Source organism: Actinopolyspora xinjiangensis, from assembly GCF_900104475.1.
Lineage (GTDB): Bacteria > Actinomycetota > Actinomycetes > Mycobacteriales > Pseudonocardiaceae > Actinopolyspora > Actinopolyspora xinjiangensis.
Map to the genome: position 1 here is coordinate 351,446 of NZ_FNJR01000004.1, position 16,120 is coordinate 367,565.

Genomic DNA, 16,120 nt, shown 5'->3' on the forward strand with positions numbered 1-16,120 from the left:
CCGCTCGTCACTCCACACCCAGCATCAGCTCGGAGGAGGACTCCCCGCACGGGTAGCAGACCAGCTCCACCTCGGGACGGGTCCCGCGAAGGTGCTCGGCGAGCACGTCCGGCAGCGCGGCAGGCGCGTGTTCCGGTACCAGCGCGGTGACGAGCTCCCCGCCCGAGGACAGCATCCGGTCCAGCAGCAGGCACGCCGCCCGCTGCCGGTCGTCGCCGATGAGCACCACCTCACCGTCGAGCATTCCCAGCAGGTCGCCCTTTCGACAGTAACCGACCCAGGTCAGCGCCTCCCCCGTCGCGACGGTCAGCTCCCCCCTGCGGGTGGCCGCGGCGGCCTCGGCCAGCGCGACGGTGTCGTCGGCGGTACGCCGGTTCGGGTCGTGCACCGCGAGCGCGGCCAGCCCCTGCACCGGAGAGGCCGTGGGGACCACCACCACCTCGATCCCCGCGCGCAACGCGGCCTGCGCCGCGTCCTCGGCGGTATCCGCCAGCGATTCCTCGTTGGGCAGCAGCAGCACGCACCTGCGCCCGGCGTCGAGGATCGCCTCCAGCAGTTCCCGCGCCTCCGGCACCGCGCGTTCACCGATCGGCAGCGTCAACGCCCCCTCCTCGCGGAAGAGCCGTTCCAACCGCTCCCCCCTGGTGACGGCGAGCACGACGTGCCCCTCGGCGATCTCCCGCCCTCCTGGGACAGCGCGCTGCCCCGGAATACCGCCCACCGTGTCCGCGGCCTGATCGGCGAACCGGGTGACCCTGATGCCGTGCACCCTGCCGAGCTCGATGCCCGACTCGACGGCGGCACCGATGTCGTCGCAGTGCACGTGTACCGCCCAGGTGGCGCGGGCGTCGTGATCGCCGACTTCCCCGGTGTCGGCCACCGACACACAGTCACCGAGATTCGCGAGCCTGGCGCGCAGGTCGTCCGCCACAGTGGGGGAGGCGTCGGACAACAGGTACATGACCTCGTAGTCGTACCGGGAGTCGTGGCGGGGCACCTCCTCGCTGACCGGGTCGGACTCCAGCACAGCGGGCGCCTCCGGCGCGAGCCGCTGTCCGTCGCGGACCACCGCGTACAGCGAGTCGAGCAGGATGACCAGTCCCCGACCGCCCGCGTCCACCACCCCGGCCGAGGCGAGCACCGGCAGTTGGGTGCGGGTCCGCCGCAACGCCTCGATGGCGGCCCTGGTCGCCGCGCCGACCACCTCGGGGAGCTCGGGTACCGCGTCCCGGCAGGCATCGACCGCGGCCCGCAGCACGGTCAGCAGGGTTCCCTCCACCGGTTCCGCCACCGACTGAACGGCCAACTCGTCGGCCCGGCCCAGCGCCTCGCGGAACAGCTCACCCGTCACGGGGACTCGTCCGACTGCCTGCTGGGCGATGCCGCGAAGCACCTGCGAGAGCAGCAGGCCCGAGTTGCCGCGTGCGCTGTGCAGCGCGCCGTCGGCCAACGCGGTCAGCACCCGGTCCGGTCGCTCGTCGAGCGGTGTGCTCGCGGCTGCCTCGGCCGCCGCACGCATCGTCCGCAGCATGTTGGTGCCGGTGTCGTTGTCCGCGACGGGGTAGACGTTGATGTGGTCGATGGCCGCGCGGTTGGCGGTCAGCGCCAGTACGGACAACTCGGCCCACCGGCGCACGGCGGGCCCGTCCAACGCCTGCAGCACCTTTCCCTCCAATACGTGCCCCACGCTCGCCGCCGAACGCTTCCCCGGGATTCTCGGTTGTCCGCCCGGTGAGCGGTTGCCGGGGCGCCGACTCGGGTGCGCCCGGGACACATCGGTGAGCGGTCCCGCCCCTCGGAAGGCACGGCCCTCCTCCTGGAGCGGGCCCCACGGGAGGCGACGCGCGGGCTCGGAACCGAAAGTCCCGGACGGCCCTTCGAGAGTAGTCGCCGGGTCCGATCCTGCTCGGCGAAGGCACGACACGCGAAGCGCGTGGCACACCGTGATCGGTGGGGTAGACCGCGGCGGCAGGCGGAGACCGGGTACCGGCCCGACGGTCGGGGCCGACGGAGCGGTGGGGCGGGCCGAGCGCTACTCGTCTCCCGCCGTCTCCGAGGGTGCGGAGCCGTGTTGCTAGACTCCGGCGGTGGAGGAACTCGACGGGACCGGGTGGCGACCAGCCGGTTCGGTCAGGTCCTGCAGCGGCGGCGAGTTGCGTCGTGACAGCCCGCGGGAAACCCAGGTAAGGCCAGCCACGCTGGTATCGGGTGTAGCCAAGGGAAGACCTCGCCCCAAACCGGAGCGGGGCCAACACCGTGCCGCGAGGCGACGGATCAGGAAACGTGCGCATTTCCACGCGTTCCCTGCAGCGGCGGTGTACGGGCGCGCAGTCACCCCTGGGTGAACGGCCTTCACCGACGCGGGGTAGCCGCGTGGCCTCGCAGCGCTGCCACCGCACGAGCACGATCCGCGCCGGGTGGTGCGGAATGGAGATTCGAGCGAAGTTAGGGGTGTCTGACGTGGCTGCCGTCTGCGACGTCTGCAACAAGGGACCGGGTTTCGGCATGGCGGTCTCGCACTCACACCGGCGCACCAAGCGCAGGTGGAACCCGAACATTCAGACCGTGCGCGCCAAGGTCAGCCCGACACAGCGCAAGCGGCTGAACGTGTGCACCTCCTGCCTGAAGGCGGGCAAGGTCGTACGCGGCTGATCAAGCCTTTCGGACGAACGCTCGGCCGGGACCACCGGCCGAGCGTTTTTCGTTCTCCCCGGGAGAGCGGGGCAACCCCGCCACGCCGAGCCCCTACCTGCCGTAGCCGCCCGAGACCACGAGGGCGGGCGGTCACGCTACGGAAGTTTCCAGTCGATCGGGTCGGCACCGAGTTCCCGCAACATCTGGTTCGCGCGGCTGAACGGACGGGACCCGAAGAACCCCCGGTCCGCCGACATGGGGCTCGGGTGGGGCGACTCGACACACCCGACGCCGGGCATCAACGGCCGCAGGCTCCGTGCGTCACGCCCCCACAGGATCGCCACCAGCGGTTCGGGACGTTGCGCCAGCGCCCTGATCGCCTGATCGGTGACTTCCTCCCACCCCTTGCCGCGATGCGAGGCCGACTTGCCCGGCTGCACGGTCAACGCCCGGTTGAGCAACAGAACCCCGCGTTCCGTCCACGGTGTGAGATCACCGTTGGAGGGGTGCGGATAGCCGAGATCGTCACAGTATTCGCGAAAGATGTTGGCCAGACTGCGTGGAACGGGATCGACGTCGGGGGCGACGGAGAAACTCAGCCCGACGGGATGCCCCGGCGTCGGGTAGGGGTCCTGCCCCACGATGAGTACCCGCACGTCCCGGAAGGGCTGCTGGAAGGCGCGCAGCACGTTCTCCCCGGCCGGCAGATACTCACGCCCGGCGGCGACCTCCGAACGGAGGAAATCACCCATGGTGGCTATCCGATCGGCCACCGGCTCGAGTGCTTCGGCCCAGCCTGGTTCCACAATCTCGTTCAACGGGCTCCTGGTCACGGGCCATGACCCTAGCGACCTCTTGATCATCGACACCGCCCCCCTGGGTTCCACTCCCCGCTTCGGCATCGGGTATGGGCACGGAACCCACGGCCTCGGTTCACTGCCGCCAGTGCCGCCAGCCGGCTTCCCCGGAGTACTCGGCACCGTCGACCGTTACCCCCTCGCCGGCCAGGACACGACCGACGGGGCTCCACCCGTCCGGCAGTCCCGCCGCCTCGGGGAAGGTGGCCACCAGCGCCTGGTCCTCCCCGCCGTTGAGCACCCAGTGCCTGGCATCGGCCCCCAGGGCGGAAGCCACTTCGAGCAGGCGCTGGGGCACCTCGAGCTGATCGGTCCGGATGTCCAGCGAAACTCCGGAGGCGGTCGCTACGTGCTCCAGATCGGCGAGCAGTCCGTCCGAGATGTCGATCATGGAGGTCGCTCCCGCCTCGGCCGCGCTCGGTCCGGCCCCGTAGGGCGGTTCGGGCACTCGGTGCGCGCCGACCACCGACAACGGCGAGCGGAAGCCACGAGCGAGCACCTCCAGCCCGGCGGCCGACCACCCCAACCCCCCTGCCAGCGCCACGACGTCGCCCGGCCGTGCGCCGCCCCGGGTCACCGGGGGCCTGCCCTGCAGGTCACCCAACGCGGTTACCGAGATGGTGAGTTCCGTCGCGGTGACCATGTCACCGCCCACCAGGCCTGTACCGGCCCGCCGGGCCTCCTCCCACATGCCCGCGGCCAGCTCGTCGACGAACTCCGCGGAGAACTCCCCGGAACACCCCAGCCCCACCAGCAGGCCGGTGGGAACGGCTCCCATGGCCGCGATGTCGGAGAGGTTCACGGCCACGGCCTTGCGTCCCACGTGCCGCGGTCCCGACCAGTCCAAGCGGAAATGCACGTTCTGGACCAGCACGTCGGTGGTGGCCACCACCCTGCTGTCGGAGGCCGAGACCACGGCGGCGTCGTCACCGGGCCCCAGCAGCGTGCTCTCCGGCTGCCTCCGGTCGTCGGTCACTCGGCGGATGAGACCGAACTCACCCACTTGGGAGACGGTCCGCGTGTCCGGTCTCTCCTCGGGAGTCAACTGGACCTTCCTTTCGTCGCGCATCCTCTCGATACGATGCGGTAACTTGCTCCGTCGGGGCCGACTCCGGCCACGTGTGCCCGCCCGTCGCGTCCCGGGCGCTCCGGCCACTGGTCGGACGTACCACCGGTGGACGGGGCACTCGGCCGGGGCACCGTTCCGGGGACCGGGACACCACGAAGCGTCGATCCGGCCGCCACTTCCCCGATCACCCGACCAAGCTGTAGAACAGGTTCCAGTTTCCTCCCCGAACGCTTCCGACGAGACGAAGGGGCACACCCGTGGTCCAGGCATACATCCTCATCCAGACCGAGGTCGGCAAAGCCGCAGCGGTGGCGTCCGAGATATCCGGCAACACCGGGATCATCAGCGCGGAGGACGTTACGGGGCCGTACGACGTCATCGTGCGCGCCGAGGCCGAGAACGTCGACAAACTCGGCAAGATGGTCGTGGCCAACATCCAGAACGTGGAGGGCATAACCCGCACGCTGACCTGCCCGGTCGTGCATCTTTGACCGGGTTCTTCGCTCGGGGGCCACTACGGCCCGGGCTGCGGGCCCTCCCAGCGCCCCGCCACGTCCCGCGTGCCACGCGCGGCGCGGGCGACGACACCGGTGCGCGCCCCGGGGAACGCTCGTGCTGTAGTGGATGACGTGCGGGAACAATCCGGAGCCGGGCTACCCCGGCTGGTACTGATCGTCGCGTTGTCCCTCGCGGTGCTGCTGGCGGCGGGGGTCGCCACACTGGGCGTCCTGAGCGGCAGGACCGGTTCGAACGCTCGTCCGGAGCAGGGGGGAGCGACGACGGCGCGAGGCGATCGCAGTGGGCCGTTGGCGCTGCCTCCGGTCAAGGCCCCGGAGGCGAACTCGGACGAGTGCGGGACGGTGTTGGCGAAACTGCCGGACGAACTGCGCGTCGACGGTTCCGCCGTGCCACGCCGCGAACTGGCCGCGCCGAAACCTGCGGGCACCGTGGCCTGGGGCGACGCGGAGCACGACCCGATCAGCCTACGATGCGGACTGACGGCGCCCGCCGAGCTGAAGCCCACGTCGAAGCTGATGGTGGTCTCCGGGGTGAGCTGGCTGCCGATCAGCAGCGGCGAAACCACCACCTGGCTGGCGGTCGACCGGCCGGTTTACGTGGCGATCACCGGTCCGAACGACACCGGTATCGGTCCGGTGCAGGACGTCTCCCTGATCCTGCGGAAGGAGCTTCCCCGCCGGGAGGTGTCCGGATGAGCGCGCCCTCCCCGACGCGCGGCTCGGTTCGGCCCGGTGCTGCCCAACCGGCCGAACGAGTCGCCGGTGATCCAGTGGTCCCGCGCACCGGCCTCCGGGCCACCCGAACCGGTGCGGTTCGCCGTCACGAATCGGTCTCGCGGAGCGGTGTCCGCGACGCGGCGCTCACCGAAGCCCGGTGCCGCGGGCGATGGCGGTGTCCAGCAGGATGCTCAGCAGACTCGAGTACTCGATACCGGCGTGCGCCCACATTCTGGGGTACAGCGAGATCGGGGTGAACCCCGGCATGGTGTTGACCTCGTTGACCACCACCTGCCCGTCCTCGGTGAGGAAGAAGTCGACCCGGGCCAGCCCCTGGCAGTCCAGGGCGCGGAAGGCGGTGACGGCGGCCTCGCGCAACCGTTCCGCGTCCTCGTCGGAAAGCTTGGCGGGCACGTCGAACTCGGTGATGTCGTCGAGGTACTTCGACTCGTAGTCGTACCAACCCGCGCCGCCCTCGACCCGCAGCTCCGCGGGAGCGGAGGCGGTGACCTTCCCGTCGGGGAACTCCAGCACACCGCACTCGATCTCACGCCCGGACAGCGCGGACTCGACGATCACCTTGGGATCGGTGCGCCGTGCCTCGGCGATCGCGTCGTCGAGTTCGGCGAAATCGGTGACCCTGGTGATGCCCACCGAGGAACCGGCACGAGCCGGCTTGACGAACACGGGCAGCCCCAGCCGTTCCCTGCGGTGCTCGTCCAGTGTGGGCTCGTCCCCGCGAAGCACTTCGTAGGTTCCGACCGCGAGCCCCTCGGCCGCGAGGAGCTTCTTGGCGAACTCCTTGTCCATGGCGGCCGAGCTGGCCAGCACTCCGGGGCCCGCGTACGGGATGCCCGCCATCTCGAGCAGTCCCTGGATGGTGCCGTCCTCGCCGAAGGCACCGTGCAGCATCGGCAGCACGACATCCACTCCGGACAGCACCTCACCCACACTGCCCGACTCCAGCGAGACCAGTTCACGGCTGCCGGGATCGGCCGGCAGGGTCAGCGTCCTGCCATCGGTGATCTCCGGCTCGACCCGGTCGTTGATGCGCAGCTGCTCCTCGTCGTCCGGCCCCAGGACCCAGGTTCCACCACGCGTGATCCCGACGGGCACGACCTCGAAACGCTCCCGGTCCAGATGAGCGAGCACACTACCGGCGGAGAGACAGGAGATACCGTGTTCGGTGCTGCGCCCGCCGAAGACGACGGCCACCCGGACCTTGCGTTCTGCCATACGGAGCACCATACCTCCCCCGGAACGCGCGGACCGCCGGCGGCTGATCACCCCCCGGCGATCTCCTCGACCAGGAGCGGCAGCGTGCTCCGCAGCTCCCGCTCGCCACAGGCCGCGTATCCGAGGGCCAGCCCGTACCACTGCTGCTGGGCCAGGTGGTGCCTGCGCAGACCGTCGACGAACACCCCGCGTCTCCCCAGGTCCCCGATGACGCGGCGCTCGGCTTCGCCGTCCGACAGCGGCAGCACGACGTGTGCCCCGGCTCGGTCCCCGAACAGCTCGAAGCCCGCCCGATCGAAAGCCGCCACGATCAGCTCCCTCCTGCGGGAGAACTCACGCCGCAACCGCCGCAGATGCCTGCCCAGGTCCCCGTTGGCGGCGAACTCGGTGAGCAGCCACTGCCCCGCCGGGGCGGGTCGGGTGCCGGTGCGTTGGCGGTACTCCAGCACGGCGGCGGTCACCCACTCCGGGGCGAGCAGCCAGCCGACCCCGAGCGTGGGGGTGAGTATTTTGCTGGTGGTGCCCAGGTGCACCACCACGTCCGGCGCCATGGCGGCCAGGACCGGCAGCGGAGCCACGTCGTAACGCAGTTCTCCGTCGTAGTCGTCCTCGACGATCAACCACCCGGCCGCTCGTGCCCGCTCGATCAGCGCGGTCCGCCGCTGGGCCGGCATCCTCCCCCCGAGGGGATACTGGTGAGCGGGCGAGCAGTAGACGGCGTTCACGTGTTCGGGGATACGTTCCACCACGATCCCGGAGTGGTCCACCGGCACCGGGTGCACCTCGACACCGGCCGCGCGCAACGCCCCCACCGCCCGCTGGTATCCGGGGTCCTCGATGGCCACCGACATCCCGGGACGCAGCACCGAGGCGGCCAGTTCGGCGAGGGCCGAGGTGGTACCGGCCGTGGCCAGCACCGAGTTCTCGGCGGGGCCCTCCACCACCAGACCGCGGTGGCGCAACAGGTGCTCGACGACGGCCGCGCGGTACTCCGGAACCCCGGCCCGGTAGGGCAGGGTGGACGGAGCCTTGTCCCCGGCGGCGCGCCAGGCGCGGCGCCAGGCGGCACGGTCGATGCCCTCCGACCACGGTGCGCCGGGGGCGAGTAACACCCCCTCCTCCGTTCCGGTCTCCCGCTCGGAGACCTCGCCACCCCGCGTGGTTCCGGACACTCCGGGCGGAGCCGCCGTGACGTAGGTGCCGGACCCGTGCCTGCCCGCGATCCAACCCTCGGCGTGGAGCTGCTCGTAGGCGGCCGCCGTGACGGTGCGACTGACGTCGAGGTGCCGGGCCAGCGCACGTGTGGAGGGCAGCCGGTCACCGCGTCGGAGTTGGCCCCGGGTAGCGGCGTCGCGCAACTCCGCGGCGAGTTGCGCCGCCAACGGTCGGGGACTCGCACGGTCCAGCTCCACCGCCAGTTCCAACGGCGGCGCTCCGGAAGGGAAAACCCTGGGTGGCATTTTCGAATACTCCCTGAATGGCCCTTCAATGATGCCACCTTTCGGGCGACGCTACGGAGGCGGTCGCCGGGTCGGCGAGCGCACGCCCACCCAACGCACGCCAATCGGGAGGTGGCATTGCTGGTCAGGGAGCTCGATCACGAGGAGACCGTGGCCGCGTATCCGGTGCTCCGGGAACTGCGGCCGCATTTTGAGACGGTCGCGGAGTTCCTGGCCGCGGTCGGCAGGCAACGACGGCACGGCTACCGGCTCATAGCTGCCTACGCCCCGGAGGAACGGGTGGTGGCGGCTGCCGGATTCCGGGCCGGTGAGTGCCTTGCCTGGGGACACTACGTCTACGTCGACGATCTGTGCACCCTGCCTCGGGCCAGGGGAAACGGTTACGCGGGTGAGCTGTTGCGCTGGATAGAACGGGAGGCGGCGGCGACGGGGGCGGGCGAGATCCACCTCGACTCGGGCAACGGACGACACGCCGCTCACCGGTTGTACGCGAACAGCGGGTTCACCGCGCCTTCCACGCACTTCGTGCGAAAGCTCGACTCCACGGTCACGTCCTCCTGAACCACCCCGAGGACGTACGGCGAGGAAGAGCGCACCGGAACTCCTCGGTTCCGGAGAAACTCTCTAGCCGGTGGGGTTGACCGCCCGGGCCGGGCGGTAGACGTGGATGCTGATCGCCGGATCCGGGCCTTCGTTGTTCACCTGGTGAGCGTAGTGGGGCCCGAAAACCCGTGACTGGCCCGCGACGAGCGTGTGCAGCACCTCGGCCCGGTGATGTCCGGAATCGGAACGCACCGCGCGCTCGGTGAGCACACCGGAGACCACGATGAACGCACCGTCGGCGCCTCCGTGGTCGTGCAGTTCGGTGTGCTGCTCGGGAAGCCAGCTCAGAATCCAGACCTCGTGGTCGGCTGTACGGCGCAGCAGCCGGGACCAGCGCTGTTCCCGGTCATAGCGCACCAGGTGCGCCCAGTGGCGACGGTCGTTCGCGACGTCGCGGGCGATCAGCGCGGGGTGGGCCCGGGTGCGTCCGGACGCGTCCAGGACAGTATTCGGTGGAACGGCGAACACGGTGAGAGATCCTTCGCGGTCAAGTGAGAGGTGGATGAGGACAAGAACATCGGCGACTCGCGGATCAGCGATCCACGATCGCGCTGTAACTCATCGCGAAGGACACAGCGCGCTGGCTACCAGGCGCAGCTCGACATGGCGGTACTGACCGACTGGGAGTCGGACCGCCGTCGGGTTCGCCTTCTCAGCGCACACAAACACGGTTTCCAGTTGAGCAGCCACACGCCGGGAGGTCAAGGAACTTCCCGATGTCTCCGCGAGATCTCACACCATCGTGGCCTTCCGCGAGCCGCTCCGCCCACCTGGCACCGCACGCCCCATGAGATCACGGGCTCGCCACGACCGAAAGGTAAACCCCACGGCGAGTTCCGGTCAGTCCAGCGCGGCGAGGACATCGGCCACGAGATCCTCGGTGTCCTCGCACCCGGCGGAAAACCGCACGAACCCCTCGGGAACGGGGTCGCCCCACTGCGCACGCCGATCGACGGTGCTGTGTACGCCCCCGAAACTCGTCGCCCCGGAGACGAGACCACTTCGGCTCACCAACCGCTCCACCGCCTCGGCGTCCCGCAGTTCGAAGCGCAGTACCCCACCCCACCGGCGCATCTGTCGGGCGGCGACCTCGTGGGCGGGGTCGGACGGCATACCGGGCCAACGCACTCCGGAGACGGCCCGGTGCCCGGACAGCGCCTCGGCCAGTGCGGCGGCGTTCTCGGCCTGCCGAGCGAGCCGCAGGTCGAGCGTGGCCATGCTGCGGTGTGCCAGCCAGGTCTCGAACGGGGCGGGGATCGCGCCGGAAAGCGTGCGGACGCGGACGAGCCGCCACGCGAGGTCCTCGTCGCGCACACTGACGTGGCCGAGCAACAGGTCACTGTGACCGCACAGCGCCTTGGTGTCACTTGCGAGCACCGCGTCGGCGCCGAGTTCCAGCGGTCGCTGCCCCAGCGGGGTGGCGGTCGTGTTGTCCACCGCCACCAGTGCTCCCGCCGCGTGCGCGCGCTCGGCCAGGGCGGCGATGTCGCAGACGTCGAGCCCCGGATTGGAGGGCGTCTCCAGCAACACCAGGCGGGCGCCGTCGAAAACGCCGTCGGGGAAGGGGCCCGCGGTGGGGACCTCGCGCACCTCCAGGTGCAGCTCGGAGAGCTCGGTGCGCACGAACTCCCTGGTGGCGTAGTAACCGTCGGTGGGAAGCACCAACACATCGCCCGCGTGCAGCACGGCCCGCAGCAGGGTTCCGATGGCCGCCATCCCGGACGGCAGCAGCAGGCACCGCCCGCCGTCCAGATCCCCGATGGCGGCCTCCAAAGCACGCCAGCTGGGGTTTCCGCCCCTGCCGTAGAAGTCGGAGTCACCGAGCCGGTCGGATCCCCCCAGGTGGTACGGGGCCGCGAACACCGGACCGGGCATGAACGGCTCCCCCGGGGCCGGTTCGGTCTCTCCACCGTGTACGCAGCGCGTCCCGTCCCCGTACAACGGAGTCTCCTTCCTGTCGAGCGTGTCGGTCGCTACTCCGGTTTGCGGTCCCGCCCCAGCAACTCGGCCGCGGCGGGGATCGGATCCAGTCCTTCGTGGCACACGCGGTGGACCACCTCGGCTATCGGCATTTCCACCCCGTTGGCGGCCGCCAGCTCGCACAACGAGCGGCAGGACTTGACCCCCTCGGCCACCTGGCCGTGCGCGGCCCGCTGCGCCTCCGCGACGGAGTCGCCACGTCCCAGCCGCTCCCCGAACGTACGGTTGCGGGACAACGGCGAGACACAGGTCGCCACCAGGTCCCCCGTACCGGCCAGACCGGCGAAGGTCATGGGTTCGGCCCCCAGCGCCGTTCCCAGTCGGGTCGTCTCGGCGATCCCCCTGGTGATGAGAGTGGACATGGTGTTGGAGCCGTACCCGAGCCCGGAGGCCACCCCGCAGGCGAGCGCTATCACGTTCTTGCAGGCACCTGCGACCTCCACCCCGACGATGTCGGTGTTGGTGTACGGCCGGAAGTACCTCGTCGAGCAGGCCCGCTGCAGCGCGACCGCGCGGTCGTGGTCCGGACAGGCCACCACTGTGGCGGTGGGCTGCTCCTCGGCGATCTCCTTGGCGAGGTTGGGGCCGGAGACGACCGCCACCCGCTCGGCGGGAACATCGGCCACCTCGGCTATCACCTGGCTCATCCGCTTCAGGGTGCTCAGCTCCACACCCTTGGCCAGGCTGACGAGGGTGGCCCCCTCCGGGAGCAGGGGCTGCCACCCGGTCAGGTTCTCCCGGAGTGTCTGGCTGGGCACGGCCAGCACCACCGCGTCGACGCCGTGCAGCGCTTCGGCGGCGTCGTCGGTGGCACGCAACCCCTCCGGAAGCGGAATCCCCGGCAGGTACTCGGGATTGACCCTGTCGCGCTCGACGGCCTCGGCCACGTGAGCACGCCGCGCCCACAACCGCACTTCGGTCCCCGCGTCGGCGAGCACCTTCGCGAACGTGGTGCCCCAGGAGCCGGCCCCCAGCACCGCTACGCGGCGGAGCACCTCCGGCCCCGACGGCGAGACGACGGCCGCCTCAGACATGGTCGTCGTTCCGCTCCCCTCGCTTGGAGCTCGAGTAGAACGCGGTGGGAGCCCGCTCGCCCCTGATCTCGGCCAGCTGGTCACGCACCAGACGCATGATCAGCTCGGTGACCTCGCGCAGCGTCCTGGTGTCGGCTTCGCCCCGGGGGTACGCGGAGAGGTCGACGGGCGGACCGAACTTCAACGTCACCCGCTTGCGGGGGAAGGGGCGGAAACGCTTGTTGTACTGGTCGTAGATCTCCCTGGTTCCCCACCGCGCCACCGGAACCACCGGGACGTCGTGCTCCAGCGCGAGCCGCGCCACCCCCAGCTTGGGGATCATGGGCCAACCGTCCGGGTCCTTGGTGATGGTGCCGTCGGGATAGATCAGCACGACTTTGCCCCGCTCCAGAGCCCGGTGGGCCTCCCGCAGGCTCTGCTGGGCGTTCACGCTGCCGCGATACACCGGAATCTGCTCGACCCCCCGGAGCACGCCGCGCAGCACCGGATAGTTCCAGAGCGTGTGCTTGGCGAGGAACCGGGGAAGCCTGCCCGCCCGGTGCACCGAGACCGCGTCGTAGATCGGGTCGAGGTGCGAGACGTGGTTGAGCACCAGCAGCGCGCCGCCCTCGGCGGGAACATGCTCCAACCCGATCAGCCTGGTTCGGGCGAGCAGCGTCTTGACCGGATAGAACACCAGGATGGCGATCGCCAACCAGATCCTGCCGACCACACCGCGTCCACGTTCCTTGGTGCCGCTGCGGGAACGCCGCAGACTCCTGGGCTCGGCCACACCAAACTCCTTCCGTTCCAGCGGCTGCCAACATACCCGTTGGGGTTGTTTCCACCCATTGACCGGTCGTGCCGCCCGTTTCGGGCGAGGAGCAGAATGGCGGAGTGACCGTGGGAGTTCAGCTGCTCGTACCCATCAAACCGTTGCACTCGGCCAAGACCCGGTTGCGTGGCGGGGAGATCCCTCCGGGAAAACACGCCGAGCTCGTGACGGCGCTGGCGCTGGACACCGTGCTTGCCGCCGAGGCTGCCGAACGGGTGCTGCGGGTGATCGTGGTCACTTCGGATCCGGAGCTGACGCGCCGGTTCCGCGACCACGGTGTGGAGGTGCTGGCGGACGCGCCCCTCGCCGGGCTCAACGCGGCGCTGCGTCACGGCGACGGCGTTCTCCGCGAACGGCTGCCGCACGTCCGCACCGGTGCACTCCAGGCCGATCTGCCCGCGTTGCGCGGTGGGGAACTGGACGGGGCGATCGCGGAGGCGGGGGCGGAGCGCGCCTGCTGCGCCGACCGGCAGGGCACCGGCACGACCTTGCTGCTGGCTTCGAGCGGGGCTCCGCTGCGGCCGAGCTTCGGTCCGGGGTCGGCGGCGGCCCACCGGGAAGGCGGCGCGAACCCGCTGCGCGGGCCGTGGGAGTCGCTGCGCTGCGACGTGGACACCGAGGCGGACCTGCGCACCGCCGCGCGACTTCGGCTCGGGGAACACACCCGCGCGTTACTTCGGGACGAAGCCCCGGAACTCCTCGACCGCTGGGCGGGCTGTCCCGACACGGTGTAGTCCGCACTTCTTCTCCGGGGCCGCGGGAGGTTTCCGCCACGGAAGCCCCGGAGTCGGCCTCACCTGAGCCCCGCCACGCTCGTCCGTTCCCAGCCTGCCCGAACAGCTACTGTAAGCTCCGTCACCATCCGATCGGATGAGCGTACCCCCTACCTCATGAGCGAGAATAGGGATGTGAGCACGGACGGCGACGATCGGCTTTCCGAACCGACGCGAGGGCAACACCCCGGCGGAGCCCCCGCCCCGGGGGAGCGGAACGCGTCCGAAACAACGACCGACGAGGCCCGACCGGCTCCCGAGGGGGCGGGCACGCGCCCCGGCGAACCCGACGGTGCCCGTGTCCCGGCCGCCCCTCCCGCGGTCACGCGTGCCGCGGCCAGCACCGATCTCCCGGAGAACCGGTACCTGAACCGCGAGCTGTCCTGGTTGGATTTCAACGCCCGGGTACTGGCGGTGGCCGAGGACCCGTCACAACCACCCCTGGAGCGCGCGAAGTTCCTGGCCATATTCGCCTCGAACCTGGACGAGTTCTACATGGTCAGGGTGGCGGGGCTGAAGCGGCGCGAGGAGACCGGGCTGTCGGTGCGCAGCGCCGACGGTCTCTCGCCGCACGAGCAGCTCACCAGAATCTCGGCACGCAACCAGGATCTGGTCGAGCGGCTCGACCGGGTGTTCCTCGACGAGCTGCTGCCGGAGCTGGAGGCCAACGGCATCCGCGTCCTGAGCTGGTCCCGGCTCGAACAGCGGGAGCGGGAGAACCTGACGCGCTACTTCCAGGACCACGTCTTCCCGGTACTCACCCCGCTGGCCGTCGATCCGGCGCACCCCTTCCCCTACATCTCCGGGCTGTCGCTGAACCTCGCCGTGATGGTCACCGACCCCGAGGCGGGCATCAAGAGGTTCGCCCGGGTCAAGGTCCCGGACAACGTGGCGCGGTTGATCCGGGTGGAGGAGGACCGGGACAGGTCGCAGAGCACCTTCATCCCGCTCGAGGAGCTCATAGCCGCGCACCTGGACAAACTGTTCCCGGGAATGGAGGTAACCGAGCACCACATCTTCCGGGTCACCCGGAACGCGGATCTGGAGGTCGAGGAGGACCGCGACGAGGACCTGCTGCAGGCGATGGAACGTGAGCTCGCCCGTCGGAGGTTCGGCCCTCCCGTTCGGCTGGAGATCGCCGACACGATGAGCCGGACGATGCTCGACCTGCTGCTGCGCGAACTGGACGTGGATCCGCACGACGTGGTCGAGGTACGCGGCCTGCTGGACCTGTCCTGCCTGTTCCAGCTGGGAAAACTGCAACGCCCGGATCTGAAGGGCTCGCCGATGGTACCGGCGACCCATCCGGCGTTCGCGGAGGGCAACACGTCCAAGAGCATCTTCGCGACGCTGCGGGAGGGCGACGTACTGCTGCACCATCCCTATCACGCGTTCTCCACCTCGGTGCAGCGGTTCATCGAACAGGCCGCGGTGGACCCGCAGGTGCTCGCGATCAAGCAGACGCTGTACCGGACCTCGGGTGACTCACCGATCGTCAACTCGCTGATCGACGCGGCCGAGGCGGGCAAGCAGGTGGTGGCACTGGTCGAGCTCAAGGCGAGGTTCGACGAGCAGGCCAACATTCAGTGGGCCCGCGCGCTGGAGCGTTCCGGGGTGCACGTGGTCTACGGGCTGGTGGGGCTGAAAACGCACTGCAAGACGGCGCTCGTGGTCCGCCAGGAAGGGGCGAGCCTCCGGCGTTACTGCCACCTGGGGACCGGCAACTACAATCCGAAAACAGCTCGGTCGTACGAGGACCTCGGACTGCTCACCGCCGACGACGACATCGGCGCCGATCTGACTGATCTGTTCAACGTGCTGACCGGATACGCGCGACACGACACTTATCGTCGAATTCTGGTTTCGCCACAGGGCATCCGAACCGGCATAGTCGAACGCATCGAGGGTGAAATATCCCTCGCGGGGAGCGGACAGCCGGCCGGCATTCGCATGAAGGTCAATTCACTGGTCGACGAACAGATCATCGACGCCCTCTACCGGGCATCGATAGCCGGGGTACCGATCAGAATCGTGGTACGCGGTATCTGCGCCCTGCAGGCCGGGGTCAGCGGATTGAGCGACAACATCGAGGTTCGCTCCATTCTCGGCCGGTTCCTGGAACATTCCAGAGTGTTTCACTTTCAGGGCTCGAACGAGCACTGGATCGGCAGTGCCGACATGATGCACCGCAATCTGGACCGGCGGATCGAAGCACAGGTCCAGGTGACCGACCCCCGCCTGACAGCGGAGCTGGACGCGCTACTCGACTCGGCACTGCATCCGCAGACCCGCTGTTGGGTACTCAACGCGAAGGGCGACTGGGAGGCCTCGCCACGCCAGGACCAGCAGGTTCGCGACCACCAGGTGGAGATGCTGCGGATGCACGGCGCTAAGGTGTGAGTCGAGATGTCCGAACTCGAATCCG

General features: G+C 69.8%; 15 protein-coding genes. 6 read left to right on the plus strand and 9 right to left on the minus strand.

Features of this window, described 5'->3' with window-relative positions; translation table 11 throughout:
• Positions 1 to 7: 7 nt before the first annotated feature.
• Positions 8 to 1,663, minus strand: coding sequence for a DAK2 domain-containing protein (locus BLQ75_RS08600; RefSeq protein ID WP_092600555.1), 1,656 nt, complete (start codon positions 1,661 to 1,663; stop codon positions 8 to 10).
• 797 nt (positions 1,664 to 2,460) lie between these two features.
• On the opposite strand from BLQ75_RS08600, the gene rpmB reads away from it, so the two are divergent.
• Positions 2,461 to 2,652, plus strand: coding sequence for a 50S ribosomal protein L28 (rpmB, locus tag BLQ75_RS08605; protein ID WP_043572261.1), 192 nt, complete (start codon positions 2,461 to 2,463; stop codon positions 2,650 to 2,652).
• Positions 2,653 to 2,789: 137 nt separating this feature from the next.
• Here the strand turns inward: rpmB and BLQ75_RS08610 are convergent, their stop codons facing one another.
• Complete coding sequence (locus tag BLQ75_RS08610) at positions 2,790 to 3,467, minus strand: uracil-DNA glycosylase (protein WP_092600370.1); 678 nt, start codon at positions 3,465 to 3,467, stop codon at positions 2,790 to 2,792.
• Positions 3,468 to 3,567: 100 nt separating this feature from the next.
• Positions 3,568 to 4,560: a thiamine-phosphate kinase gene (locus BLQ75_RS08615; RefSeq protein ID WP_092600372.1), complete on the minus strand. Its 993-nt coding sequence runs from the start codon at positions 4,558 to 4,560 to the stop codon at positions 3,568 to 3,570.
• A 257-nt stretch (positions 4,561 to 4,817) separates the two neighbouring features.
• On the opposite strand from BLQ75_RS08615, the gene BLQ75_RS08620 reads away from it, so the two are divergent.
• Positions 4,818 to 5,051: an Lrp/AsnC ligand binding domain-containing protein gene (locus BLQ75_RS08620; RefSeq protein WP_043572263.1), complete on the plus strand. Its 234-nt coding sequence runs from the start codon at positions 4,818 to 4,820 to the stop codon at positions 5,049 to 5,051.
• Between the two features lie 138 nt (positions 5,052 to 5,189).
• On the plus strand, positions 5,190 to 5,774 hold the full coding sequence (locus BLQ75_RS08625; RefSeq protein ID WP_244515345.1) for a DUF3515 domain-containing protein: 585 nt from the start codon (positions 5,190 to 5,192) through the stop codon (positions 5,772 to 5,774).
• Between the two features lie 165 nt (positions 5,775 to 5,939).
• On the opposite strand, the gene BLQ75_RS08630 is transcribed toward BLQ75_RS08625, so the two are convergent.
• Positions 5,940 to 7,031, minus strand: a complete 1,092-nt coding sequence (locus BLQ75_RS08630; protein ID WP_092600560.1) for a D-alanine--D-alanine ligase family protein — start codon at positions 7,029 to 7,031, stop codon at positions 5,940 to 5,942.
• Positions 7,032 to 7,078: 47 nt separating this feature from the next.
• The gene (gene pdxR, locus BLQ75_RS08635) at positions 7,079 to 8,491 is read right to left on the minus strand and encodes a MocR-like pyridoxine biosynthesis transcription factor PdxR (RefSeq protein WP_092600374.1); all 1,413 of its coding nucleotides are present in this window, start codon (positions 8,489 to 8,491) and stop codon (positions 7,079 to 7,081) included.
• Between the two features lie 111 nt (positions 8,492 to 8,602).
• On the opposite strand from pdxR, the gene BLQ75_RS08640 reads away from it, so the two are divergent.
• Positions 8,603 to 9,052 carry a GNAT family N-acetyltransferase gene (locus tag BLQ75_RS08640; RefSeq protein WP_244515346.1) on the plus strand — a complete coding sequence of 150 codons (450 nt, stop codon included), beginning with the start codon at positions 8,603 to 8,605 and terminating at the stop codon, positions 9,050 to 9,052.
• Between the two features lie 63 nt (positions 9,053 to 9,115).
• Here BLQ75_RS08640 and BLQ75_RS08645 read toward each other — a convergent pair whose 3' ends face one another.
• From BLQ75_RS08645 to BLQ75_RS08660, 4 genes are all read right to left on the minus strand, one after another.
• The gene (locus BLQ75_RS08645; RefSeq protein ID WP_092600378.1) at positions 9,116 to 9,562 is read right to left on the minus strand and encodes a cysteine dioxygenase; all 447 of its coding nucleotides are present in this window, start codon (positions 9,560 to 9,562) and stop codon (positions 9,116 to 9,118) included.
• A 372-nt stretch (positions 9,563 to 9,934) separates the two neighbouring features.
• Positions 9,935 to 11,035, minus strand: coding sequence for a cystathionine gamma-lyase (locus tag BLQ75_RS08650; RefSeq protein WP_092600380.1), 1,101 nt, complete (start codon positions 11,033 to 11,035; stop codon positions 9,935 to 9,937).
• Positions 11,036 to 11,067: 32 nt separating this feature from the next.
• A complete protein-coding gene (locus tag BLQ75_RS08655; RefSeq protein ID WP_092600382.1) occupies positions 11,068 to 12,108 on the minus strand; it encodes an NAD(P)H-dependent glycerol-3-phosphate dehydrogenase in 1,041 nt (346 codons plus the stop codon).
• The gene (locus BLQ75_RS08660; RefSeq protein WP_092600384.1) at positions 12,101 to 12,880 is read right to left on the minus strand and encodes a lysophospholipid acyltransferase family protein; all 780 of its coding nucleotides are present in this window, start codon (positions 12,878 to 12,880) and stop codon (positions 12,101 to 12,103) included. Before BLQ75_RS08660 ends, BLQ75_RS08655 begins: the two co-directional genes overlap by 8 nt.
• 104 nt (positions 12,881 to 12,984) lie before the next feature.
• Between BLQ75_RS08660 and cofC the strand changes: the two genes are divergently transcribed.
• Together cofC and BLQ75_RS08670 are read left to right on the plus strand one after the other, a co-directional pair.
• Positions 12,985 to 13,656: a 2-phospho-L-lactate guanylyltransferase gene (cofC, locus tag BLQ75_RS08665; RefSeq protein WP_092600386.1), complete on the plus strand. Its 672-nt coding sequence runs from the start codon at positions 12,985 to 12,987 to the stop codon at positions 13,654 to 13,656.
• A gap of 156 nt (positions 13,657 to 13,812) precedes the next feature.
• Positions 13,813 to 16,095 (plus strand): RNA degradosome polyphosphate kinase, encoded by a 2,283-nt coding sequence (locus tag BLQ75_RS08670; RefSeq protein ID WP_092600388.1) that lies wholly within the window; start codon positions 13,813 to 13,815, stop codon positions 16,093 to 16,095.
• The last annotated feature ends 25 nt before the right edge of the window (positions 16,096 to 16,120 follow it).